The organism is Anabaena sp. EIM26, assembly GCF_057568715.1.
This window is the reverse complement of sequence record NZ_CM172472.1, coordinates 3,976,661-4,003,032: the sequence shown is the minus strand read 5'-3', so window position 1 is coordinate 4,003,032 and position 26,372 is coordinate 3,976,661. Positions and strand designations below refer to the sequence as shown.

General features: G+C 38.6%; 19 protein-coding genes and 2 pseudogenes. 16 read left to right on the top strand and 5 right to left on the bottom strand.

Annotated elements, in window-relative coordinates:
• Nucleotides 1-31 precede the first annotated feature (31 nt).
• Nucleotides 32-280, bottom strand: a complete 249-nt coding sequence (gene sipA, locus AC012T_RS17315) for a regulatory protein SipA (RefSeq protein WP_487060000.1) — start codon at nucleotides 278-280, stop codon at nucleotides 32-34.
• Between the two features lie 172 nt (nucleotides 281-452).
• Between sipA and gntT the strand changes: the two are divergent.
• Nucleotides 453-1,807 (top strand): annotated as a pseudogene (gene gntT, locus AC012T_RS17310) (guanitoxin biosynthesis MATE family efflux transporter GntT).
• Nucleotides 1,764-1,922: a hypothetical protein gene (locus AC012T_RS17305; RefSeq protein WP_487059999.1), complete on the top strand. Its 159-nt coding sequence runs from the start codon at nucleotides 1,764-1,766 to the stop codon at nucleotides 1,920-1,922. Before gntT ends, AC012T_RS17305 begins: the two are co-directional and overlap by 44 nt.
• On the opposite strand, the gene AC012T_RS17300 is transcribed toward AC012T_RS17305, so the two are convergent.
• Complete coding sequence (locus tag AC012T_RS17300) at nucleotides 1,923-2,450, bottom strand: Coq4 family protein (RefSeq protein WP_487059998.1); 528 nt, start codon at nucleotides 2,448-2,450, stop codon at nucleotides 1,923-1,925. It lies immediately after the preceding gene.
• Nucleotides 2,451-2,524: 74 nt separating this feature from the next.
• Nucleotides 2,525-3,010 (bottom strand): Spy/CpxP family protein refolding chaperone, encoded by a 486-nt coding sequence (locus tag AC012T_RS17295; RefSeq protein WP_487059997.1) that lies wholly within the window; start codon nucleotides 3,008-3,010, stop codon nucleotides 2,525-2,527.
• Nucleotides 3,011-3,276: 266 nt separating this feature from the next.
• On the opposite strand from AC012T_RS17295, the gene AC012T_RS17290 reads away from it, so the two are divergent.
• From AC012T_RS17290 to AC012T_RS17260, 7 genes are all read left to right on the top strand, one after another.
• Nucleotides 3,277-4,485 (top strand): sensor histidine kinase, encoded by a 1,209-nt coding sequence (locus AC012T_RS17290; RefSeq protein WP_487059996.1) that lies wholly within the window; start codon nucleotides 3,277-3,279, stop codon nucleotides 4,483-4,485.
• The gene (locus AC012T_RS17285) at nucleotides 4,482-5,144 is read left to right on the top strand and encodes a response regulator (protein ID WP_487059995.1); all 663 of its coding nucleotides are present in this window, start codon (nucleotides 4,482-4,484) and stop codon (nucleotides 5,142-5,144) included. Before AC012T_RS17290 ends, AC012T_RS17285 begins: the two co-directional genes overlap by 4 nt.
• A 603-nt stretch (nucleotides 5,145-5,747) precedes the next feature.
• On the top strand, nucleotides 5,748-6,218 hold the full coding sequence (locus AC012T_RS17280) for a hydrocarbon-binding protein (protein WP_487059994.1): 471 nt from the start codon (nucleotides 5,748-5,750) through the stop codon (nucleotides 6,216-6,218).
• A gap of 97 nt (nucleotides 6,219-6,315) precedes the next feature.
• Nucleotides 6,316-6,687 carry a roadblock/LC7 domain-containing protein gene (locus AC012T_RS17275; protein WP_323312509.1) on the top strand — a complete coding sequence of 124 codons (372 nt, stop codon included), beginning with the start codon at nucleotides 6,316-6,318 and terminating at the stop codon, nucleotides 6,685-6,687.
• 166 nt (nucleotides 6,688-6,853) lie between these two features.
• Nucleotides 6,854-7,393, top strand: coding sequence for a GTP-binding protein (locus AC012T_RS17270; protein WP_015216168.1), 540 nt, complete (start codon nucleotides 6,854-6,856; stop codon nucleotides 7,391-7,393).
• Between the two features lie 128 nt (nucleotides 7,394-7,521).
• Nucleotides 7,522-8,439 carry a DUF4388 domain-containing protein gene (locus AC012T_RS17265; protein WP_487059993.1) on the top strand — a complete coding sequence of 306 codons (918 nt, stop codon included), beginning with the start codon at nucleotides 7,522-7,524 and terminating at the stop codon, nucleotides 8,437-8,439.
• Nucleotides 8,440-8,618: 179 nt separating this feature from the next.
• Complete coding sequence (locus tag AC012T_RS17260; protein ID WP_487059992.1) at nucleotides 8,619-9,173, top strand: protoglobin domain-containing protein; 555 nt, start codon at nucleotides 8,619-8,621, stop codon at nucleotides 9,171-9,173.
• 177 nt (nucleotides 9,174-9,350) lie between these two features.
• Here AC012T_RS17260 and AC012T_RS17255 read toward each other — a convergent pair.
• Nucleotides 9,351-9,503, bottom strand: a pseudogene (locus AC012T_RS17255) (nucleoside deaminase); the annotation flags it as partial.
• A 166-nt stretch (nucleotides 9,504-9,669) separates the two neighbouring features.
• On the opposite strand from AC012T_RS17255, the gene AC012T_RS17250 reads away from it, so the two are divergent.
• The 7 genes from AC012T_RS17250 to AC012T_RS17220 all read left to right on the top strand — a co-directional run bounded on the left by AC012T_RS17250 (nucleotide 9,670) and on the right by AC012T_RS17220 (nucleotide 21,909).
• The gene (locus AC012T_RS17250) at nucleotides 9,670-10,461 is read left to right on the top strand and encodes an ion transporter (RefSeq protein ID WP_487059991.1); all 792 of its coding nucleotides are present in this window, start codon (nucleotides 9,670-9,672) and stop codon (nucleotides 10,459-10,461) included.
• Nucleotides 10,462-10,610: 149 nt separating this feature from the next.
• A complete protein-coding gene (locus AC012T_RS17245; protein WP_487059990.1) occupies nucleotides 10,611-11,603 on the top strand; it encodes a TIGR04222 domain-containing membrane protein in 993 nt (330 codons plus the stop codon).
• 5 nt (nucleotides 11,604-11,608) lie between these two features.
• A complete protein-coding gene (locus AC012T_RS17240; RefSeq protein WP_487059989.1) occupies nucleotides 11,609-12,445 on the top strand; it encodes an MbnB/TglH/ChrH family RiPP precursor modification enzyme in 837 nt (278 codons plus the stop codon).
• Nucleotides 12,433-13,035, top strand: a complete 603-nt coding sequence (locus tag AC012T_RS17235) for a hypothetical protein (RefSeq protein ID WP_487059988.1) — start codon at nucleotides 12,433-12,435, stop codon at nucleotides 13,033-13,035. The genes AC012T_RS17240 and AC012T_RS17235 overlap by 13 nt, the downstream gene beginning before the upstream one ends.
• A 35-nt stretch (nucleotides 13,036-13,070) precedes the next feature.
• Nucleotides 13,071-14,684, top strand: a complete 1,614-nt coding sequence (locus AC012T_RS17230) for a DUF1565 domain-containing protein (RefSeq protein WP_487059987.1) — start codon at nucleotides 13,071-13,073, stop codon at nucleotides 14,682-14,684.
• A 186-nt stretch (nucleotides 14,685-14,870) separates the two neighbouring features.
• Nucleotides 14,871-20,402: a PAS domain S-box protein gene (locus AC012T_RS17225; RefSeq protein ID WP_487059986.1), complete on the top strand. Its 5,532-nt coding sequence runs from the start codon at nucleotides 14,871-14,873 to the stop codon at nucleotides 20,400-20,402.
• 385 nt (nucleotides 20,403-20,787) lie between these two features.
• Nucleotides 20,788-21,909: a hybrid sensor histidine kinase/response regulator gene (locus AC012T_RS17220; protein ID WP_487059985.1), complete on the top strand. Its 1,122-nt coding sequence runs from the start codon at nucleotides 20,788-20,790 to the stop codon at nucleotides 21,907-21,909.
• A gap of 54 nt (nucleotides 21,910-21,963) precedes the next feature.
• On the opposite strand, the gene AC012T_RS17215 is transcribed toward AC012T_RS17220, so the two are convergent.
• Complete coding sequence (locus AC012T_RS17215) at nucleotides 21,964-26,241, bottom strand: PAS domain S-box protein (RefSeq protein WP_487059984.1); 4,278 nt, start codon at nucleotides 26,239-26,241, stop codon at nucleotides 21,964-21,966.
• Between the last annotated feature and the right edge of the window lie 131 nt (nucleotides 26,242-26,372).

The window sequence follows — 26,372 nt, the reverse complement described above, 5'->3', positions numbered from 1 at the left end:
TTTACACAAGTTTACATTTTTGTCTGGCCACTTATTCTGATTCTGGCGGAGATTCAATCGGATTTTCTGTACTTTCAATGTATTGCCTATCTATGAGGAAAGCACCTCTAGTAAAGCGTATTACCCAGTATCCGCCAGGACGAAGGTCAAGGACTATACCTTCTTCACCAATGCTAATGACTTCAGGAGGGCGCAGCATAGGCATAGGATCAGCAGTTTTGATGTAGGGTGGTAAGGCGACGACACGGACTTTACTACCAATGGGGAATTCTTGGGTCATTTTAAACTAGTGACGATAACTCCTAACTCTTCACTTTTAGCAGGAATTCGCCTAATTTTCTATTTTTGCCTTCTATGGAAGGTTGATGGCTAGGCTAGGTTGATAAACTAAGGAAATTAAATTAAGTTCTGATATCACCAAATTTATCTGTAGACAATCAATAAACCAAACCATGCCATTGACATTTCCACCACAGTACAACTTCTTACCTCGCTTTTCTCGACTGGCAAGTGTCAGTGTTCTTTCCAATATGATGGTTCCCCTTGCAGGTTTAGTTGATATTGCCTTCTTGGGACATTTGGCAGATATCCGCCACTTGGCAGGGGTTATTCTAGCAACTATTCTCTTCGATTACCTTTATCGGGTTTTAAAATTTTTGCGTTCTAGTACTAATGCCATGACTGCCCAAGCTGTTGGACTTGATGACCCCAAAGCTGTGCTGCTGGCGGGATTACGTAGTGCTGTGATTGCTTTAGCTGTTGGTTTACTGATTGTATTGCTGCAATACCCATTGCAAAAGATTGGGTTTACTATTCTTAGTGGTTCCCCAGAGATTGAACTTTCTGGTGTTGATTATTTCTCTGCCCGGATTTGGGGCGCTCCTGCTGTTTTGCTAAACTTTGTGCTATTTGGCTGGTTTTTAGGGCGGGAAATGAATGGAGTGGTGCTGTTGATGTCTTTGGTTGGTAATGGTTCTAATGTGTTGCTGGACTATTTGATGATTGTGAAGTGGGGCTGGGAAAGTATGGGAGCGGATTAGCAACAGCAGTCAGTCAGTATTTGGCTTTAGTGATTGGTTTGATTTGGATGTGCTTTAGTATCGAGTGGCAAGTTTTACCAGCTGCTTGGGAAGAGATGTTTGATTGGGTGGCGCTCAAAGAGACTGTTGTACTTAATAGTAATATTCTGATCCGATTTTTGGCGCTGATTTCTGCCTACGCCATTTTTATGAATCTGAGTGCGCTTATGGGAACAACTTTTCTGGCAGAAAACGGGTTGCTGCTGCAAATTGCTTTTTTGAGTCAGTTTGCAGTTCAAGGTGTAGGAGTAACAACCCAAACTCTGACGGGCAACTTTAAGAGTAAGGGGAAGATAGAACAGATGAGTCCTTTGTTGATTGTTTCGATATTCAGCAGTTTGCTGATTGCATTAACTTTCGCTGCTGTGTCTATTCTTTTCCCTGAGCAGGTTTTTGGGCTGTTGACTAATCATGCAGAGGTGAATGAGGAGATCACGAGTTATACAATTTGGTTGCTACCTGTTTTAGTGATGACTGCGATCGCATTTATTTTAGAAGGATACTATATCGGCTTAAAGGAGGGGGCAATTTTACGTAACGCTGTCTTGCTCGCTTTTGGTATTGGTTTTGTTCCTTTAGCGATCGCTGCTTGGTATTTCCACAACAATCATCTACTCTGGTCTGCGATCGTCTCCTACATGGTAACTATTATGGTAGTACTTGGCGCACAACTACCCCAAACATTTGCTAAACAAAGTCTCCAAAATCAAGAAACCCTTCCCAGTTAGTCAGGAGTTCGGAGTTCGGAGTCAGGAGTTCGGAGTTCGGAGTTCGGAGTTCGGAGTTTGGAGACGCTACGCGAACGGAGTTCGGAGTTCGGAGTTAGGAATTAGCAAACCCTAATTAATTTTTGACTACAGAAAATAATGCTTGCACATCAGTTAAGGATAATTGCCAAAGTAATTCCGGCTGCCAAGTATCTGGGTCAAAATTAGAGTCACAACCACGTTGATATGCTTGCTTGAGTCTTTCCCAAGTCAACTTTTTTGGATAATTGAGGTTTGTGTAAATCATTCGCAACAGCCCCAAACCCAACATTAGGTTAGCAACTGTAAATTTAGCTCCTAACAAAAATGCCTGTACTTCGGCTTCACCAATGGGATCTGTAGCGTAACCAGTAAGGACATGAACACCATCATGGAGTTGTTTGCGACGGGTTCCTGTAGTGAAAGGTTGTAAATTATTTTGATTCAGAAAATCTGCCCAAGTTCTGCCAAATGTACCATGAGGGAGCGATATCAATTTATCTATATCTACTATTTGGGCAACATTTAATCCCTTTGCTTCAGTAAAACGATCTAATAAATCTAAAAACTTTTGAATGCGATCAGCAGACTTTGGATTAGGGGTATGACTGAAAGATTGCATCATAATCTATTTAGGTATGGAGATGGGCGGTTTTGCCCACCTGGTATTTTCTAATTCTTGTTTTAATTAGTTGGCAATTATTGGGAATTACGTTGTTGACGACGTGAACTCCGATTTTCCCACATTTGTTTGAGTTGTTCTTGCTGTGCTGGAGTCAAAACTGCTTGCATTTGTTTTTTTGATGATTCCTTGATTTCGCGCATTCTGGTTTTTTGGGCTTCAGTTAAATTCAACCCAGCAAAACCATCCTTTTTCCATTGACCTCTGCCTCTACCTTCACCTTGTGAACCCTGTTCTTTGCGTGCTTGCATTGCCGCTTTTAACTGTGCTTTTTGTTCGGTGGTGAGAACCTTCTCCATTTCTGCACGGGTATTGCGGCGAATTTCCTGCATTCTGGTTTTTTGTGCATCTGTCAGTCCCAGCTTTTGCCAAGGGCCTTTTTCTGCAAATTCTTTACCTGGTTGACGTGAAGGGGGAGTTTGTTGTGCTTGAGCGACAAAGGGAGTTGCAGTTAAAGTCAAAGCAAAAGCAGCAGCTATAAATGATAATGATTTGAGTTTCATAAATTACCTTCTATTTATTCCTGGTGGGTTGTCACCATCATAAAAAATTATTCTAGTAACCACATGAGGCGAAAGTCACCTCTACACCCATGACTTTAGTCATAATTCAGCCATGATTAATGTAACTAGCTATAAATTAGAAATTATAGTAAGTGTATAGAAGCAAAATATAGGACTCCTATTTAATTTTTGTGTATGGACGTATTGCAATACGCCACTTATCCCCCTTGTGTGACTTAGACACAATTATAAATTACAAATTAATTATGACTCGTTCTATTCAAATTCATAATCATCCCTTTCGGTTTCTACTTTATTTAGAATGGGTATTGCTAGGACTTTCGGCATTATTTGCAATCATGCCATCTCCATCACCCCGATTTGCTGTCAGCTTCCCAGAATTAACAATTTGCAGCTTGGCTTTATTTGGCGTGATGGGCTTAAGGTTGCCAACCCAAAATAAATTCATTAAAGTTTTATATACTGCTAGTGAAGTATTATTAATACTAATTACTGGGTTTTTTGGTGGAAAAACTACTAGATTTTTTCCATTTCTCTATCTAATTTTAGTCACTCGTAGTTGCTTGATTTTTCAATTGCCAGGGCGTTTAGCAGTTACTTTTTTATCATTTATACTATTTTTGATTACTCTCAGAAATCGTGTAATACCTTTTAGATTACCACCTTTAGCACAAGAAAGGTTTCGGTTTTTTAGTTTTAGTTTAGCTGTTTTATTTGGTTTGAGTTTAGTATTTGTTTTACTATTAATGAATGCAGTTTTATCCGAACGCCAAAGTCGAGATAAACTAGAAAGGGCTAACGAAAAACTCCGTCAATATGCTCTGCAAATAGAAAATCAAGCTACATTAGAAGAACGTAACCGCATTGCTAGAGAAATTCATGATTCATTAGGGCATTCTCTGACTGCTTTAAATCTGCAATTAGAAACCGCCTTAAAACTTTCCAAATCTGATATGCCTAGAGCTATGACATTTTTAGCAACAGCTAAAGAACTAGGCTCAAAAGCATTGGGAGATGTACGTCAATCAGTTTCTACTATGAGATCGCACCCCTTGCAAGAGAAATCTTTAGAACAGGCAATTATGATTCTCTCAGAAGATTTTCAGCGTTCTAATGGCATTTTACCAAATTGCAAAATTTCTTTAGAAGATCCCTTGCCAATGGAAATGAGTACACCTATTTATCGGATTATTCAAGAATCTTTAACAAATATATCTAAATATGCACAAGCTTCTGAAGTAAAATTAGAATTAACTACAACCACCGAAATTTTTAAGTTAATAGTTGAAGATAACGGGAAAGGGTTTGATATTCAACAGAATACTACTGGGTTTGGTTTGCAAAGTATGCGCGATCGCACTTTAGCACTAGGAGGTGAGTTTATCATTAACTCTGCCCATGATGCTGGTTGTCAAATTATAGTTACTATTCCTTTACCCAAATTGAAACAATGATTAGAGTTTTACTTGTAGATGATCAAGGTTTAATTCGTCAAGGTTTAAGAGCATTATTAGAATTAGAAACAGATTTAGAAATAGTCGGAGAAGCCGAAAATGGTGAAATTGCCATTAATTTGGTGGCACAATTACAGCCAGATGTAGTTTTGATGGATATCAGAATGCCGATCATGGACGGAGTTGCAGCTACAAAAGAAATTCAAAAACAGTTTCCCCTCACCAAAATTTTAGTATTGACTACTTTTGATGATGATGAATATGTAAAAGCAGCCTTACAGAATGGTGCAATGGGTTATTTGCTTAAAGATACACCCTCAGAAGAGTTAGCTGTTGCCATTCGCGCTGTTGATAAAGGATATTCCCAACTGGGGCCTGGCATAGTCAAAAAACTCGTGACTCAATTTCTTGCTAATGCACCCATTTCCAGTCCATCTGTGCCTCCGAGTTTAGCAGAACTCACGCCTAGAGAAAAAGAAGTTTTGCAGCTAATTGCCACAGGTGCTAGTAACCGAGAAATTGCACAGGAACTCTACATTTCTGAAGGAACAGTTAAAAATCATGTTACCAACATTTTAAATAGATTAAATTTGCGCGATCGCACTCAAGCAGCTATTCTTGCTAATACATATTCATCTTACTTAGAACACAATACTTAATTTCAGTATTACCTGTGGAATTAAAAAATACTACTGACTATCTATGCCCATAGGGATGTATACCACCAAAAGTTTTAAGTAAGCAATATTTTACCGACAGAAATTAATAAAAAATGAGCAAAACCAGACTATAGTCCCCAATCACTAGACTTAAGATTAAATTCCATACTCTTTACTCTGTAATAGTCTCAAAGCCTGATCCAAAAATAGCAATCTGTTATATTTGCTTAACTTATGACTATTATAATTAAAACTAAATTCAGTAAATCCTCGGTATTATATTAACTCTTCATTCAGCATAATTGAGTCAAGAGGGAACTGAGCGAAGCGCATCCATTTACACAGTTTCACTTTTGCGAAAACATAATTTGGAAAGCTAATTTTTGCCTACTAGCCTAGTGGTCTGTCAATAACTAATTGACGGGTAAAGAACTTTTCCTTTTTCCTTTCCTTTGGAACGTCTTCGACGAACGCGTTCTTCGCGTCTTCGCGGTTCGTTTCTTCTTTATTCGTCAAAATGTATTTGACAGAATACTAGAGATTGTACTTATTAACTCCCTAACTGCAAGACTTTAGTCCTCAAAATCACATGGAAATTTAAATATGGCAGATGTATTGCGAAAACAACTAGGCAATTTTAGCAGCATTGTCTGCTTTAAATCAGTAATCATTGGCATGGAAGATGCTCTGGGGGAAAAAGCTACAGCCATTGCTTTAACTACAGCAGGTCGTGCGCGGGGTAGAAAACTAGCTGAAGAATTAGGTTTAGTTGCATCTTTAGATTCTTTAGATGATGTAGCAGCCAAATTATCCCAAGCCTTAGGTCTGGAAGGTACTCGGTTATGCATTGTTGATAAAATTGTTGCCGATGGTGATGTCATTAAAGTCTACACATCTGAAACCGTGTGTTCTGCGGGTGAACCGCTAAATTCAGGACGCAAGTGTACCTTTACAATGGGTGCAGTTTGGGGCGCTTTAGAACAAGTACTTAATAAGCGTTTTAGAGGAGTACATACCGAATCCGTATTAAGGGGTAGTAATTATGATGTATTTGAATTTACTCCTTTAGACTAAATCTTGTCTAAATTAAATCCAAAACAGAGATTATTTAATTCGACAATTACGAAAATTTCCTAATATCTTTCAAATTCAACATAACGGAGGCAATCATATGGCCATTAATACAGAAAAACTAGGCATGATTTTGCAAAACTTTGTAGCTGCGACAACAGATGTTCAAGGAGCAGCACTTGTTACCCCAGATGGTCTACCTTTAGCAGCAAGTTTACCCGGTGGGATGGACGAAGAACGGGTATCAGCAATGTCAGCATCCATGCTGTCTTTAGGTGAAAGAATTGGTATTGAGTTAGCAAGAGGTACAGTTGATCGCATCTTTGTAGAAGGCAAAAAAGGCTTTGGTATTTTAACTGGTTGTGGTGAAGATGCAGTCTTTCTAGTTTTAGCTAGTGAATCTGCTAAACAGGGAGTATTAATGCTAGAAATCAAACGAGTTCTCCAAGAACTCAAACTAGTTTTAAGCTAAATCATCCATGCCTAAGCCAACTCAATCCAAGTTCCCTAGCAATAAAATGCTAGTTAAACTAGGGAACTTTATATCCATTACTTAACAACTGTCAAAACTATGGAGGAGTTTATTTAATTTAGTGAGTCATCAATCATTTATTTGTTTATTTATGGAGTAAATAAACATGGAAGTTATGCGCTTGATTGTCACGGGTTCAGTAGGAGCGGGTAAATCCACTTTTATCCGTTCAGTCAGTGAAATTGAGGTCGTAGATACAGATACCCGTGCAACTGATGAAACAGCATTACTAAAACAAAGAACCACTGTAGCCTTTGACTTTGGTCGGCTGCAATTTGGTCCTGATATGGCTTTACATCTTTATGGTACACCTGGTCAGTCTCGCTTTGATTTCATGTGGGATATATTGATTCGCAAAGCCCACGCATATATCTTACTAATAGCTGCACATCGAGCCAGAGAATTCCGTCATGCACGTAAAATTCTCAACTTTATGCAAGAACGCGCTCAAGTTCCGATGATCATTGGTCTAACACATACCGATTGTCCGGGAGCTTGGTCTGAAGAAGATGTATACCTTGCCATTGGATACGTTGATGAAGCTCAAAGACCACCTATGGTCAGAGTCAATCCCAACGAAGGAGACTCTGTAGCAGAGGCCGTCATTGCCTTAGTACAGTGCTTGATGGAAAGTTGTACAGTATAATCTATCTCGTTAATCCTAGTTAATTTAAGAAACATTTCTAAATTAATTAAAAATATTTTGAAATTTAATTTCAGAATATTTTATCGGATTTGTTAAATATTTAAATCCTTGTATAAAGGAGGTAAATTATGACTATCACTGGTAACTTTGCAGATTTTTCTTTACCAGAACTACTTCAGTTTTTAGATCAAGGAAAAAAAACAGGACTACTTTACATTGAATTTTTATCTAACGCAGATGAAAATAGCAAAAAACAAGTTTATTATATTTGGTTGCATCAAGGTCGTGTAGTCAGTGCAGCTGATCGATTAGACCAACAAGGTTTAACATTAATGATTGCCCAAAGAGGATGGATAAGTGAGCGTGTAATCTCTAGAGTCACTCAAATTTCTTCCTGTTTTATCAATTCACCGTTGGGGCTATGTTTAAAATCCCAGGGACTGGTACAACCAGAACAACTAAAACTGCTATTTAATAGCCAAGTATTACGTCCAGTATGTTCTTTATTCCAAGTCAAAGATGCTCTGTTTAAATTTGAGCCGACATCATCATTACCTTTAGGGGAAATGACTGGTTTAAGTATGTCTGCAACCGAAGTTATATTAATTGGTCTGCGAGCGCTACGAGATTGGACAGCTTTAGAAGAAAAGCTCCCAGATCCAACTTCTGGTTTGTCAGGTTTGATGGTGAAACAGCCCAAAATGCAATTAAATGCTCAAGAATGGCAAGTGTGGGAATTTGTCAACGGACAAGTTTCTTTACAGCATATTGCCAATCAATTAACAATTCCCATAAAAACTGTACAGCAAATTGCTTTTAGATTGATTGTAGTTGGTTTAGCAGAAGAGTATTTTATGGTTGCTGCTACACCCACATTCACTTTAGAAGAGCCTCTTTCTGCTGCCACTCCTGTAGTTACTTTTCCAGAACCAGTTCAGGAATTTGTACCTGCAACTAAATCTATAGAAAAGCCAGCAGAAAAGTCATCTGTTAGTCAATCATTTCTCAAAAGTTTAGTTGGGTTTTTACGCAACAAAACATCATAATCAAGAAAATTTTGGTGTTTTATTGTGGGCAAAAATTAATCATCAAACAATGTATATTTTGGCAACCCTGCTCAAACATCCCAATCTTAAACTATACTCTTCCATAGAGAATATAAAAGATTTCAACAAATAGTAAACAGTAATAAATTCACCCACATCTATTTTTTAAAGAGTTAATTATGGCTATTGAAACTACCGCTTTTATGACCAAAATGGAAACAAGAATTGGTTTGACTTCTGAAGATAAATCTATTCTTAAATCTCATGCTGATTGGGGACTAGCGAATGCTGCCACAATGGCTGATCACTTCTATGCTTATCTGGGACGTGATGAAGAAATGAATGCCATTTTAAATAAAAGTGAGGGACGAATTCACCGTCTACATGAAACATTTATTCAATGGTTTCATCAAATGTTTACAGGAATGGATGATTGGGGTAAAGGCTATGCTGATTGTCGTTGGCATATTGGGCTTGTTCATGTAAAGATTGGAATTGCCCCTCAGCACGTAGTTCCAGCTATGGCAGTTGTCGTCCATGAAGTTGGTAAAAAGCTTAGGCTTGATGGTAAGCCAGAGGGCTTACAAGAGGCATTAGGTAGAATTTGTATGATTGATTTAGCTTTTATTGAGCAAGCTTATGTAGAAGTTTCCTCATCTGCTGTACTTAGAGAAACTGGTTGGTCAGAAGCTTTATTTAAACGTCTAATTGCTACTGGTGCATCTAGTATGTAAGTGCAAGGATTCAAAATTTATCACGGTAACAGTGGTGAGTTCTGAAACACCAAAAAATAAATTACCCAAACAAAAACCGTAGGGTGGGTTAAGGACTAGCATCCTAACACACCCTACAAATTGGGGATTTTTTTATTTGGAAGTCCATGAGTAATATGTAAACAAGTCCTGGATATATTACCCGGACTTTTTTTGTGCAAATAATTCTAGACATTCATTTTTCAAAATTCCTTTTGTTACCTTTATATTTCTAAATGATTTAGCGATAACTTCTTCGCAAGAGATATTTACCTGAGCTTGATTAATCGAAATTAAATCTTGAATTGATGCACGATTGCAACTTAGTGAGATACGAATTACAGCAGTTCGTGTAGTTAGGAGGCACAACATCTAAATTCAAACCTATACACAAAGCCAGTTTTACTCCTGACTTCTGCTGTATCCTAGGGGTGAATGGCAGTTTGCCTCTACTTCATTTACCTAAACAACGCTGTATATGTTACTAAATCGAGAAAAAATAGAATTTTATTTAACAGACCTAGAAACCCCAATTGGTAAGGTAATTAATTTAACTATTGCTACTCTAATTTTATTATCATCAGGAATTTTTGTCGCGGAGACTTATGATATTTCTGATGATGCTCTTTTAGAGTTAAAAGCATTAGATGCTTGTATATTAATAATTTTTGCTTTGGAATATTTACTGCGTCTATGGAGTGCAGAAAACAAACTTAAATATATTTTTAGTTTTTATTCAATTATTGATTTAATGGCAATTTTACCATCTTTTATTGGTTTAGTGGATATCAGTTTTATCCGCTTATTAAGATGGTTCAGAATTTTGCGATTAATTAGGTTTATAGACAAAAGATTTTTAATTGGTAGCATTAGTAGTGAAGATGGTGTAATTTTTGCACGAATCTTATTTACTCTATTTGCAATTGTTTTTGTTTATTCTGGTTTAATTTATCAATTTGAACATCCGGTTAATCCACAAAGTTTTGGAACTTTTTTAGATGCTTTCTATTTTTCGGTAGTAACAATGACAACTGTGGGATTTGGAGATGTTACTCCGATTTCTGAATTGGGTCGTTTGCTGACAGTATTGATGATTTTAACAGGAGTAGGGTTAATTCCTTGGCAAGTGGGAGATTTAATTAAACGCTTGGTAAAAACTGCAAATCAGGTAGAAAAAATTTGTACAAATTGTGGTTTGGCTTTTCATGATTTAGATGCAGAATTTTGTAAAAGATGTGGCACTAAGTTACCTATTTTCAAAATTGATTGAGAAATTGAGAAGGAGAACAGTTGCAGCAATGAGAAACTAACTTGAGGGCAAAAGTGTTGATGTTTAAGGATTGTAGACATTTTTCCGTAAAAGTTGTTTCTTCTAATGTAGAACTTTAACGGTGAAAGCAATATCAAGGACAAAATCTCATGAATGTATTGCTACATAACCCAATTGCAGATATGTACGGGCCAAATTTTCTGGTGTTCTATGGTATTGTGATTGCGATCGCAACCCTCGTCACCTGGAAGCTTGTTCAAGACCCTACTAAAAATACGCCTCTACCATTGATTCCTGCGGAACCAGATCCATATCAAATTGCTTACTTATTTTCAGGTGCTTCTGGTGTGGCAGAGGTAGCAATTTTTAATTTGATTCAGTTAGGTTATTTGCAAGTTAGTGAAGAATCCATTAGTCAAATATCAAATCATCCACCTTTGTCTGAGTTACAGCCTTTAGAAAGTCAGGTGTTTTCCATTTTTTCTACTCCGTCTCAGGTGAAAGCATCATTATGGTTGGTAACTGAACAAATAGAACAATACTGTGATATTTATCAACAGCAATTAGAACATGAAAACCTGCTGTATGCAAACGAGTGGAATGTTGCAAATATTAAAGTGGGTGTAATTAGTACCATAATTATTTTCAGTCTGGGCTTATATAAGCTGCTGATAGCCTTTAGTCGGGGATATGATAACGTGAGGTTTCTGTTCATGATGGCAATAATAGCCATTACGATACTGTGGGTATTGGTGATGAATGAGCGATCGCATTTAAGTTACAAAGGAATAGTGTACAGACGACAACTGGAACAAACATTCTCGCAGTTGAAGCAGAAAATTAAGCAAACATCCTTTGATACTCCTTCTACCTTTGACTACAGCTTAGTCATAGCAATCTTTGGCATTTCTGCACTTGCTGGTAGTTCCTATGACTCCTTAGATAAAGCCTTCTTCCCCCGAACATACTCTCAAGTAAGTAGTCGTTCAAGCAGTAGTGGTAGTTCTTGCAGTAGTGGTAGTTCTTGCAGTAGTGGTAGTTCTTGCAGTAGTGGTAGTTCTTGCAGCAGTGGTAGTTCTTGCAGTAGTGGTAGTTCTTGCGGTGGTGGTTGTGGTGGTTGTGGTGGCGGTGGAGGAGATTAGAAACAATGCTATCTCAGCTACCAAGTTTAGGCGTGGGGTTAGGTTTTCGTCAACCATTCAAAAGTGATTTATTTCTGAATCGTCAACAGGTTGATTTTTTAGAAATTGTTGCCGAACATTATTTAGATGCAGCACCAGAAAAACAGCAGGAATTAGAAATATTAGCGGCACATTTTCCTCTTATTCCCCATGCCATTAATTTATCATTAGGCAGTGCTGAAGGTTTAGATAGAGATTATTTACGCAAATTAGCAGCACTGATTCAACAACTTAATCCTCCTTGGTGGAGTGAACATATTTGTTTTACTAAAGCGGGAGGAATTGATATTGGACATTTATCACCCTTACCCTATACCAAAGAAGCTGTAGATGTCCTTTGTCGGAATATTGCTGAAGTTCGCCGTTGGGTTGATGTACCCTTGATACTAGAAAATATTACCTACATGGTGCAACTTCCTGGTGCAGAAATGACAGAAGCCCAGTTTTTGAGTGAAGTTTTAGAACGTTCTGATTGTGGGTTGTTATTGGATATTACTAATCTGCATACTAATGCTGTCAATTATGGCTATGATGTTGATGAATTTTTGCAAGAATTACCTTGGGAACGTGTTGTACAGTTACATTTTGTGGGTGGACATTGGCATGATGGAATATTGATTGACAGCCATTCCCAATCCACACCTGTGGAGGTTTGGGAATTAATGAAGAAAGTTATAACCCAGGCATCTGTGAAGGGAATTGTGTTAGAAAGAGATGAGAATTTACCGATTTTTGCAGAATTGGCAGGAGAATTGCAACAAGCACGGGAAATTATCAGGAGTTATGGTAAATGGGATTACTAGAAACTCAGCAAGTTTTAGCCCAACTTTACACTAATTCTGATTTGAGAAAGCGTTTTTTTACTAACCCTAATATTGTGGGTTTAGAGTTGGGATTGAGTTTAGATGAAACACAGCAATTAGCGCAACTTTCTGTTAAAGATGTGAATAGTTTTGCTAATTCTTTGAAGTGGAAACGGTTGGGCGAGGTGAGGGAATTGTTACCACGGACTGTGAAAGTATTGGGTAAAAATTTTAATGCTTTGTTTTGGCGATATGCTGAAACTTATTTACCCCAAGGAATAAAAAAACATCGAGATGATGCAATCGCATTTGCTGACTTTATCCTCAAAGCGGCTCAAGAAGAAAGTATTGAACCTGTATGGATTAGCGACTTGCTGCGTTATGAGAAAACCTGGCTGTTAGCTTCTGAATCTCATGGTTATTTGCAGATATGCTGGTTTCGCTATGCCATTCATCTTGATTGTACAGCAAAACCGACGATCGCAATTTGGTGGCGTTTATCTGCACGATGCCAAGGAAGTGCGAAGCGATCGCATCTACAACATTTTGTGATAGGTTTACCACCCCTCATCTCAAAACTCAATCAATAGGTTAGGATTTCTATGTCTTGCTTACGCACATCATTATGACTCAAACTTTTTACGTAAATCCTGTAACAGGTGCTAATACAAATCCTGGTAGCCAACAAGCACCCTTTAAAAACATTAGCAAAGCCTTACAACAAGCCACAATCGATACTATCATCCAACTGGCAGATGGGAATTATAATGCCGATAGTGGTGAAACTTTTCCTCTAACTGTACCAGTTGGTGCGATCGTAGTAGGAAATGAAACAAAAAAAGGCAACGGTGTTGTGATTGAAGGTAGTGGTAATTATCTCAGTCGCACTTTTGCTGGTCAAAATGTCACCTTTGTAATGCTTAATAATGCTGAACTACGAGGGGTAACTGTAACGAATCTCGCTACTCGTGGTACTGCTGTTTGGAGTGAATCAAGCACCCCTACTATTGCTAATTGCACATTTACCCTGTGCAAACGTGAGGGAGTTTTTGCTACAGGGGATGCTAAACCTGTGATTCAAGGTAATGTTTTTAGTGAAAATGCTGCCAATGGTATTTCTATTGCTAAAAATGCGACAGGTCAAATTCAAAATAATATCTGTGTGAAAACAGGTTATGGCATTGCTGTTAGTGATACAGCGTCACCGACACTTATAGATAATAAAATTTATGAAAACCGTTCTGGGATTGTCCTTTCTGGGAATGCACGTCCGATATTACGGAATAATCTGTGCGAGAAAAATACTGATGATGGTTTGACTGTGATTAGCAATGCTTTACCTGATCTCGGCAGTATAAATAGTCCTGGGGGTAATATTTTCCGCAATAATGGTAAGTTCGATTTACAAAATGCTAGTTCTAATACGCTTGTTTCTGTCGGCAATCAAATAGATTCAGCTAAAGTGAAGGGCAATGTAGAGTTTACTGCAACTTCAACTCCGACTCCAACACCGACTCCAACTCCAACACCGACACCAATTCCAACACCGACACCAACACCAACTCCGACTCCGACACCAACTCCAACTCCGACTCCAATTCCAACTCCAACTCCAACACCAACTCCAACACCGACTCCGACACCGACTCCAACTCCAATAACCAACGAATTAAAAGATATTGCTAATCATTGGGCATTTGCGTTTATTCAGGAATTAGTTAAACTGGATATAATTAAGGGTTATCCAGATCGTACCTTTAGACCGGATGCGACAATGACAAGATCCCAATATGCTGCGTTACTGGTGAAAGCATTTAATCCACCTAGTAAACGGACTGCTATAAATTTTAAGGATGTGTCAGCTAATTTTTGGGCATTTCAAGCTATTCAGCAAGCATATCAAGGGCAATTTCTTTCTGGTTATCCTAATAATACATTTGCTCCCAATCAAAATATTGAACGTGTACAAGTTATTGTTTCTCTAGTAAATGGTTTGGGATTATCTGCTAGTAACACAACAGTGACAACATCTTTTGAAGACCAAGCAAAAATCCCTAGCTATGCTAAAGATGAGGTAGTGATAGCTATTCAGAAAAAGCTGATTGTTAATTATCCAATTACTAAACAGCTGAATCCTACACGTGATGCCACACGTGCTGAGGTTGCGGTGATGGTGTATCAGGCTTTGGTAGATGCCCGTCGTGTCGCGGCGATTAATTTGCCTTATATTGTGGTTTGATGAATAATTATTTAGTAAATCCAAAAGTTTTCGATAGAGACAGGATATAGGGTGTAGGGTGTAGGAGAGACAAGACGATTTTTGCACGCACCCCATACCGTTTTTCAAACCTTATTTATTTGTATATTAATTAGCGATTATCAGTCCCAATAGATATGATGAGTCTTTAAAAGAACATTAATCAAAATGTTGTCCACCTCTCTGATAGAACCAAATCATCTAGAACAGGCTATTGCGGATGCGCCTTTGATTGTTAGTTCAGATATACTAGCAACTGATGCGATCGCTCTAATGAGTAGCACTAGGGGAAGTTGTGCATTGACAGAGTGTGGTGTTGACAACAGTTCCCCCTTGATTGATTCCCGTGCTAGTTGTGTTTTGGTGATGGAAAATAACCAATTACTGGGAATTTTCACAGAGCGAGATGTGGTGAGACTGAGTGCAGAAGGGAGACAAATTGCAGGGGTGGTGATTGGTGATGTCATGACTCGCAGTGTGATCACCATTCGCAAATCTGAGTTCACGGATATTTTTGTTGTTCTTAACTTATTTCAACGTCACCGGATTCGTCATCTGCCGATTATAGAAGATCATAGTAAAGAGTTAATAGGACTAGTCACCCATGAAAGTTTGCGTCAACTGTTGCATCCTGTAGATTTGTTGCGGTTGCGTCGGGTATCAGAAGTGATGAGTATTCGCATTGTCCAAGCTTCCCCAGAAACTTCGGTGCTGGAAATCACCAAGTTAATGGCTAGGCAAAATGTGAGTTCAGTGATAATTGTGGCAGAGAAAAATTCTTTACTGATGCCCATAGGTATTGTAACTGAACGTGATATTGTCCAGTTTCAGGCTTTAGCTCTCGATTTGGAGGCAATGCAAGCGCAAACAGTGATGAGTCATCCTGTTTTTTGTATGTCTCTAGATGATACACTTTGGACAGTATCAATACTGATGCAGGAAAGGCGAATCAATCGGGTTGTGATTACAAGTGAGCAGGGAGAAATGTTGGGTATTGTCACCCAAACGACATTGCTGCAAGCCTTGAACCCCCTGGATATTTATAATATGGTAGATAACCTCAAACAAGAGGTATCGCGGTTAGAAAGAGAAAAACTAGAGTTATTGCAGATTCGTAACGCGGAACTGGAACAAGAGGTACAAAGCCGTACAGCAGAGTTGCAGATACAGGCAGAACGGGAACGGCTATTAAGTGGAATTACCAGCAGAATTAGGCTGTCATTAAACTTGCCAGAAACCTTAAAAATGATCGCTGTTGAGGTGAGAAAATTCTTGAATTGCGATCGCGTTTTAGTCTATAAAATTCAGTCTCATGGTAAGGGCATCATTATTGCCGAAGATGTGCAAGCCGGATGGTTATCTCTACTAGGACAACAGGTAAGCGACCCTTGCTTGACATTTGATTGGATTGAACAGTATATCAATGGGCGGATTCATGTTGTTAATGATATTTTTCAGGTAGATATAACTCCCTGTCATCGGGAATTATTAGAGAGTCTGCAAATCAGAGCCAAAATTTTGGTTCCTATTGTAGTCGGTAAAGAACTTTGGGGTTTGATGCTGGCTTGTCAAAACGATGCCCCTCGGATGTGGCAACCTGAAGAAACAGAATTGCTAAAACAGCTTTCCAATCATTTAGCAATTGCCATCCAGCAAGCGGAACTATATCAGCGTTTAAAAGATAGTGAAGAACGCTTACGAACCATCGTAGAAACCAGTGGTAGTGGTTTTGTCACCGTAAATCAGCAAGGTAATATTTTATTTATCAACCCGGCTGCGGCCAAGATGTTTGGCAGAGAAAGAGAAGAACTCTCTGGTTGGCCTTTTGCAATTCCTTATGAATATGACACTCATCGAGTTGAAGAAATTGAACTACTACAATTATTTGGACAACAGCGCACCGTCAATATGCAAGCTGCGGCAATTGCTTGGGAAGGTCAGGATGCTTTTTTGATGTCGATGTCTGACATCACCGATTTGAAAAAAACTGAAGAATTACTGCGTCAAAGTGAAACTAAATATCGGCTTTTGATCCAAAATCTGCCACTGGGTTTGGTTGTTCATGCAGCAGATACCAGTATTCTGGCTGCTAATGCCAAAGCTGGTGAATTATTAGAACTAAGTTCTGACCAAATGCAGGGTAAAACCGCCTTAGATTCGGCTTGGCATTTTTTGAGGGAAGATGAAACAGTGATGCCAGTGTGGGAATACCCGATAAATCAGGTTATTGCTACACTTCAACCTTTAGAAAACTATGTGTTGGGGGTGAATCGACCCCAGAGTGAAACGCAGATTTGGTTATTGGTTAATGCTTTTCCAGAATTTGATAGTGATGGTAATTTACAACGAGTAGTCGTCACGTTTGTGGATATTAGCGAACGGCAAGCTGCACTCAGGGAACGCCAGCAATCAGAAATTGCGCTCAGGAATAGTGAGGAACTCTTTCGCCAAATTGCCGAAAACTTGCCGCAAGTCATTTGGATGAATAACAAAGAAGGAACTAGTCCCTTTTTTGCCAGCCGACAATATGAAAAAATTTGGGGGCGCAGTTGTGAAAGCCTTTACCAGCAACCTTATAGCTGGCTTAATGCTATTCACGAAGAGGATCAAGAACGGGTAAAAACTGCTTTTTTTACGAAAGCTATATTAGGGGAGTATGACGAAGAATACCGCATTATTAAACCAGATAGTACAGTACGCTGGATACGCGATCGCGCTTTTCCTATAGAAAACGATGCTGGAGAAATCTACCGGATTGGTGGTTTTGCTGAAGATATTACCAAACGCAAGGAAGCAGAAGAAGAATTACGACAACTCAACGAAGAACTAGAAGCTAGGGTTGAGCAACGTACCACAGCTTTAAGAGAATCACAGACAATGTTGCAATTAGTGCTAGACACTATTCCGCAGCGGGTTTTCTGGAAAGATCGGCAATCAGTGATTAGAGGTTGTAACCGCAACTTTGCTGAAGATGTTGGTCAATCCCCGGAAGCAATGATCGGGCTAGATCCTTATGATATGTCTGCAACTCGTGAAGAAATTAATTATTATTTAGAATGCGATCGCCGTGTGATGAGAACTGGTCAATCAGAACTACATATCCAGGAAACCTTTCATAAACCAGATGGTTCTATCATGTGGCTAGAGACTAGTAAAGTACCATTGCGGGATACTGATCGCAATATTATAGGCGTTCTCGGAACTTATGATGATGTTACCAGCCGACGCACAGCAGAAGAAGCTCTCCGCTACAGTGAAGAACGCTTTCGCATTGCTTTAAATAATTCGCCCATTGTCGTATTTAACCAAGACCTTGACCTGCGTTATACCTGGATTTACAATCCGGCATTGGGTTTTTCTCCTGAACAGGTAATTGGTAAATTTGATACTGATCTATTCCTTCCTAAAGATGCTCAAAAATTAGAAGCCTGGAAACGCAATGTCATAGAAACAGGTCTGGGCATGAGAGAGGAAATAGTGATTGGCACAGAAGATAATTTTGTTTGCTATGTTTTAGCAATTGATCCACTGCGCGATCGCAATGGTGTGATCGAAGGTGTTACCTGTGCCGCTTTAGATATTACCGACCGGAAAAAAGCTGAAATTGCTTTAAAAGAAAGCCAGTATTTAATTCAACGTATCACTGAAGCCAGCCCGGATATTCTTTATATCTACGATTTGCGGGAAAAATGCAATATCTACGTTAACCGGGAAATTGGTCGATTACTAGGCTACTCTCCCACAGACATCCAAAACATGGGTGCAGAGTTATTTTTACACATGATCCATCCCGATGATATCGCCAAAATCGCTGACTATCATGCTCGCTTTGCCACAGCTAAAGATGAAGATATCTTGGAGATAGAATACCGAATGCGCGATCGCCAAGGCAACTGGCATTGGTTTGTTAGCCACGATGCTGTATTTAGCCGCGATGCCGAAAATATACCTAAACAAATTATCGGTGCAGCTTTAGAAATGACAGAACGCAAGCAGATGGAGGCAGAACTGCGCCAAACCAATGCTGAACTAGCCCGTGCTACTCGTCTCAAGGACGAGTTTTTAGCCAATATGAGTCATGAACTGCGTACCCCTCTCAACGCCATTTTAGGGATGTCAGAAGGTTTATTAGAGGGAGTTTTTGGGGCTGTAAGCGATCGCCAACAACGAGCCATCCAAACCATCGAACGCAGCGGTAAACACCTACTAGACTTGATTAATGATATTCTCGATTTATCAAAAGTTGAAGCCGGTAAACTAGAGTTACAACCTACATCAGTTGCCATTAGACATCTCTGTGATTCTAGTTTGACATTTGTCAAACTAGAATCACTGAAAAAAAATATTCAAATCTCCGTAGAATTATCTCCAAATCTACCTGAGTTAATTGCAGATGAACGCCGTCTTCGTCAGGTGCTAATTAATTTACTCAATAATGCAGTTAAATTCACTCCCGATGGTGGCAGCGTCAAACTCATCGTGCGGCAAGAAAACGACGGGGAGCAGGGAGATGGGGGAGCAAATTCACCTTTCTATAGTTCGCAAACCCTAAATTCTTCTTCTTCACTGTCACCTGTCACCTGTCACCTGTCACCTTCTAATTGGATTTGCTTTTCAGTTATTGATACTGGAATTGGTATTGCTAAAGAAGAATTGGGTAAACTGTTCAAACCTTTTGTGCAGATCGATAGTAGTCTGAATCGTCAGCACAGTGGGACAGGATTGGGTTTAGCTCTGGTACATCGACTGGTAGACCTGCATAATGGTCAAATAATAGTCACTAGTGAGCTAGGTGAAGGTAGCTGTTTTACAGTGCGTATCCCCTGTGTAGGGAAATTGGGGAATGGCGAAAAAAGTCTATTTTCTGGAGATTATCAACTTTTACCCAATACTCAAACCCAAAATTCACAGGTACTAATCATTGAAGACTCGATGGTTGCGGCAGAACAAGTTGCTCGATACTTGAATGAATTGAATATGCAAACTACTATTTATACTAAAGGTGAGGGGGCCATTGATGAAGCACTCCGCATCCATCCAGTGTTAATAATTTTGGATATTCTGTTACCGAATCTTTCTGGGTGGGAAGTATTACAACAACTGAAAGCTAACCCGCAAACACAGAATATACCTATATTGGTAATTTCGGTAGTTGATGAGCGATCGCAGGCAATCTCTTTAGGTGCTACTGAATACTTAGTTAAACCTATTAGCCGAGAACAATTCCGCATTACTTTACAGAAACTCCAGAATCCCAATAATGTCTCTAATCAAACTCTGATTATTGCCCCAACTACTACTTCCAGCGAACCAACTTCTCCTGCCCTCATTCTCTTAGCAGAAGACAATGAAGCCAATATTGCCACCATCTCTAACTATTTGGGTGCTAAAGGATATCGCCTGATTATATCCAAAAATGGCGAAGAAACCGTTACTTTGACTAAAATGCAACATCCCGATCTCATCCTCATGGATATCCAAATGCCAGGTATGGATGGATTGACTGCCATCGGTCTGATTCGTGCCGATCCGTTGTTTATACATACTCCCATTATTGCGTTGACAGCTTTAGCTATGCCAGGAGATCAAGAACTATGCATCGCATCAGGAGCTAATGACTACTTGACTAAACCAGTCAAGTTGAAACTTTTAGTAGAAAAAATTCAAGTTTTATTAAGTTACAAAACGAATCTTAGGTGATTGATAACTGATACAATATTCATGTCAATACTTATTGTATCTCCTAGGAGCCTTAAATAATCTTTGAAACGTTAGTATGTAACGAAAAATAAATTTGCCCACCAGCCTCTTCCCTTCTAACCCCTACCTTGTTACCTTGTCATAATGACAATTTTTAACGCCAATTTATATGGCTTGGGGTGAGAATGACTACAAAATCAAACTGCGTAAGGTGTGTTCAAAAATTAAATCAGGAGTCTTAGGACTTGCTGAATAAACTTAAAAACAATAACAGATTAGGGTTTGCTGGATTTTTGATGCTCAAAAGGTGCAAAGGTTTAGTATATAGAGTGACAAAGATTTTAAAAGCGTTTTTAGATTTATCTGTAAATTATCTGGATTTAATATGATGTTAGCTATGAAACCACTGCCAAAGATTTTAGTTATTGATGATGAGCCTGATAACTTTGATGTTATTGACGCATTATTAGATAATGAAGGTTATGCATTAAGCTATGTTGCTAATGGACAGCAAGCTTTGGATCTCATGGCTTTCTTTCAGCCTGATGTGATTTTACTAGATGTGATGATGCCACAAATGAATGGTATCCAATTCTGTGAAAAGTTTAAATCTAATTCTCAATGGAAGCATATTCCAGTGATTATGGTGACAGCACTCACTGCTAAAGAAGATTTGTCTCAATGTATGGCTGTGGGTGCTGACGACTTCATTAGTAAACCTGTGAATGGGATGGAACTGCGATCGCGGGTGAGATCAATGTTACGCATCAAACAACAATATGATGCTCTCCAAGAAACTCTGCATTTGCGGGAAGATCTTTCTAACATGATTGTTCATGATTTGCGGAATCCCTTAACTTCAATTATTCTCGCTGCGGAAATGTTGCGAATTGCCCATTTATCTCCCGAACGTCAGTTTCAAAAAAGCACTCAAATCATTGCCGCTGCACAACAATTAAGATCAATGATTGATAGTTTACTGCTATTGGCGAAATTAGATTCTGGAAAATTAATTTTGCAACGCACAGATGTTGATCTATATGAACTTTGTGTTGCAGCTATTACAGATATTGAACCATCCGTAATTCAAAAGGATATTAAACTGATTAGCGATTTACCCAAACCTGGAGGAAGTATCAGCTTGGATGCGAATTTATTCCGCCGAGTTCTTGATAATCTACTTTCTAATGCAATTAAATTTACCAACCCCCACAGCGAAATCACAGTATACGCTGACTATCCAGCACCAGGAAAAGCCAAAATTCAAGTTGTTGATTCAGGCCCAGGTGTGAAAGAGGAATTACGTGAAGTTATTTTTGAGAAATATGAAATTGGCACTTTTAATAAAGCAGCATCTCAAATTGGTCTAGGTCTGGCTTTCTGCAAAATGACAGTAGAAGCTCATGGGGGGAACATCAAGGTGGAAAGCAATCAACCAGCAGGGGCAATTTTTACGATTGAGATTGATGGCAATCAACAAATTTTACAGCATAGTATGGGTAGATAGTTCTTCCTTATCAAAAAGGATAATAACATATTTTCCAGTCGAAGTCAACAACCCCTACTCTTTTATGCGGCTGATCTTCTGTTTTCCATATCTGCTCAATGCGTGAAATAAATCTACAATCTGAACTGGTTTGCTAATATAGTCATCCATACCAGCAGCTAGACAGATTTCGCGATCGCCCCGCATAGCATTAGCCGTCATCGCAATAATATAAGGTCGTTGACTTGCTTCCCAATCCTGACAAATGATTTGGGTTGTTTCCAGTCCATCCATTTCTGGCATTTGTACATCCATGAATACCACATCATAAGACTGACCCTGCAAAGCTGTGAGTACTTCCAAACCATTAGCTGCGACATCTGCCCGATAACCAATTTTCTTGAGCATCAGTAAAGCTACTTTTTGGTTAACAACTGTATCCTCTGCCAAAAGAATCCGTAATGGTAGTTTTTCAGCCAAATAAAAATCAAATTCTGGGATTTGAGTTGAGGAGATAATAGCTTTAATCGGTTGATTACCTAAAACATGAACAAGGGTCTCATAAAGTTGAGATTGTTTGACAGGTTTAGTCAGGCAAGTCGCAATCTTTATATCGCAGCATTCTTTAGTTGTTTCTGCTTTATTTAGGGAAGTAAGAATTACCAGGGGTATAGTTTTACAATTTGATTGCTTGCGGATTTCTTGTGCTAAGGTGGCTCCATCCATCTCCGGCATATTCAAATCTAAAATAGCAATATCAAACTGAACACCTTGGCGAATTTGTTCTAAGGCTTGCTGTGCCGATGTAACGGCATAAATTTGCATATTCCAAGACCTTGCTTGCAAGCTCAGAATTTGGCAGTGAGCAGGATTGTCATCGACAATCAACAGTCGTTTACCATTTAACTGCACGGAATCAGTTGATAATTCCTCTGAATCTAAATTGGAATTAATATCTTCTGGGACAGTGATAGTAAAAGAAAATGTTGAACCTTGGTCAAACGGCAAACATGAAATTATAAATTCATCTTGCCAGAGAGAGCTAGGATTACCAGCAATAGATCCTTGACTTTCAACCCAAAGAGTACCATCCATCATTTCACTTAACCGCTTGCTAATGACTAAGCCTAATCCTGTGCCACCATATTGTCTGGTGGTAGAAGAATCTGCTTGGGAAAAAGGTTGAAATAAAAGGTTCATTTTATTTGCAGGAATACCAATACCTGTGTCTTTAATGGCAAATAAAATTTCGTAAGTTCTGGGACTTGAGTGAGATTCTGCGGTTGTGTTTGCAATTGGTTTTGCGTGTACAGAAAGTATGACTTCTCCTTTTTTGGTGAATTTAATGGCATTACTCACAAGATTCATCAGTATCTGACGCACACGAGTGAGATCGCCAATAATTCTGGTAGGAACTTGAGGATGGATCAAGTAAGCCAGTTCTATTTCTTTTTCTGCTGCTTTTGGGGCTAAGATATCAAGTACTCGCTCCACACAATTTCTTAATTCAAAAGATTGTTCTTCTAGTTCCAGCTTGCCCGATTCGATTTTGGAGAAATCGAGAATATCGTTGATAATGGTGAGCAAAGATTCTCCACTATTACGAATTGTTTCTACAAAATCTTGCTGTTGAGAATTTAAATTAGTATCTAACAGCACTCCTGTCATGCCAATTACAGCATTCATAGGGGTACGAATTTCGTGACTCATCATGGCCAAAAAATCACTTTTTGCGCGGTTAGCTGCTTCTGCTGCGTGTTTGGCCTGTTCTAGAGCAGAGTTTTTTAAAGTTAGTTCTTCCCGTTGACGGGTTTCTTGTTCTAGCAGATGAGCTTGTGCTAAAGCAATACCTAATTGAGCAGCAACGGCTTCTAGTAATTCAATTTCTTCTGGAGTCCATTCACGAAAATAACTGCATTGGTGTAAACCAATAGCTCCATTGGGTTGGCCTTGATAGGAGGTACGAATTGCTAACAGGGACTTAAGTCCAATTGATTGGCAAAAAGGTTTTGTTGCTTGCAGTAAGGGATCACTGTACACATTGGTGGAAGCGATCGCTTGATCCTGTGCCATCATGTTAACAGCGTGGAGATTACCATCAATAGGAATCTCCATCTCTAGCATTGACGAGTAATTAGGAACAACATACTCTGCGACTAAGGGAATGCGAGGACTGGGGTGACTAATATAAGAATGAATCAAACAGCGATCTGCTTTAAAAGCTTTCCCAATTTCAGTAGCTGATGTCTCAAAAATTTCTTTAACATTGAGACTTTGACGGATTTTAGTAGTGATTTTTTTGAGTAGCAATGTGCGTTGCAGTTGTTGTTTTAATTCTTCTTGTGCTTGTACACTTTCGGTAATGTCTTTAGTTGAGCCAACCATCCGCACCGGATTACCTTGTTCATCCCAAATGGCTTGTCCAGTTACCAACACCCACTTGTAACTACCATCATTTCGACGCATTCGATACTCAACGATATAACTGGGAATTTTGCGATTGAGATAATCTTGCTTAATGGTCATTACCCGGTCATAATCATCGGGATGAATGCGATCGCTCCAATCTTTGTTATCACTCATAAATTGATGTTCTGACTTTCCCAAAAGTTCAGCCCATTTATCAGAGCGAAAAGTTTGATTTGTAATGATATTCCAATCCCAAATGGCATCTTGGTTGCCTTCAAGTGCTAGTTGCCAACGTTCTTCTTTTTCTTTGAGGTCTGCTTCTGCTGCTTGCCGTTTGGTAATATCATTTTGAATCCCAATAAAATGGCTTAATTGTCCATTATCGTCATGAATAGGTGAAATACTTAATTCATTCCAAAATAATGTCCCATCTTTGCGATAGTTGCGAACTACAACACTGCAACTTTTCTCCATGATAATTGCTGTCCGCAGTTTTTCAATTCCTGATTGATTGTTATCTATTCCTTGTAAAAATCGGCAGTTTTTCCCGATGACTTCGCTAGAGGTATAGCCTGTAATTCTCTCAAAAGCTGGGTTAACGTAAATAACTGGATGATGAGGTTTTCTCACATCAGTAATCACAATGCCGTTATAGCTACTATCAACAGCCTTGGTTCGCACTTTTAAGGTTTCTTCGACTAACTTGAGGTCAGTAATATCAAACATTAAACCCCCCAGCATAGTTGGAGTTTCTGTTTCTGAAATTACATTTATAATGTCTCTTAACCAGACAATTCTACCATTTGCCGCAAATATCCGGTATTCAAATTGATGATTTCCATGTTGTGTTGTTGCGGCTTGGCAAAATTTTACAGCTTTTTCTCTATCATCTGGGTGCAGATGATTTTTCCAAAAATCTTCCTCATACCATTCGGCAATTGTGTAGCCTAATATAGCTTCGGCTTGGAGACCGACATAAGTAAATCTCCATGTTTTTAAATCTAATTCCCAAGGAATAACTTTGACAGTTTCTAGTAACTGTTGCAGACGAGTTTCACTAGTGCGGAAATTAATTTCTGTTTGTTTATACTGAGATATTTTTTTAGTTAGTTTGTGATTAGTTATTGCTATTTGATATTGACTCTTGAGGGTAGATTGGGCAAAATAGGTTAAGAAAATCATTTGCCCTCCCACAATGAGTCCAGCAAACAATACATATATCGGTAGGGGGGAGCGTAAGTTTTTTAATAATTCTGGATTAGGCGAAATTATCATTTGCCAATTCAGGCTATAAGAGTCAAATTGGATGTTTTGTCGCCAAGGAGATATTTTAATTTTCCCACCATGACTGTAAAGCAATTTTTGACCATCAAGAATTTCAATTTGATAACCATTGGGGATCTTTAAAATTGCATCCATAAATGGTTTTTTTTGAAAAATGCCCAAAATAAATCCATCAAATTTATTCTCTATAAATAAGGGAATATATACTAAAAATTCTTTGCCATTTTGACCCAAGTGAACTACTATATCTTCAACCTTTAGTTGTCCTTCTTTTTGTGTATTTTTTAGTACTACTTTGTTTTTTAACTCTTGTCTTAAATCAAAATTTTTGTCTAATTTATTTTCTGATCTAGGAACAATCCAGCGGATTTGATATGATTTATCCACCCATGCAATCGCTTGATAACCAGCAAAATCTTCTATAGAGTTTTTTGCATCTGCTTCCCATACTCCATCAGGAGTACCACCAATATTTTCCCAACGTTTCCCCATGTGCTGGAGTTCCATAATTCGGTGATTGAGTTCGTTGGTTAGCTCAATTTTGATAGAAATAGCTTGTTGTTGAATTAACTGTTTAATGTGAATTTCTTCTGCGATTGATAACCTATAGCAGAATATAGTTACTATAATTAATACTAAAATTCCCATTAATAGAGGCAAAAATTTATGTTTGCTAAAAAAATTAAGTATTTTAAACTTATTTATTTTATGTAAAGTATGCATATTATTTATTACGGTTCTACTTATTTAGTATTTATTTATTTTCGATTTTCAGAAGCAGCAAAAAACAA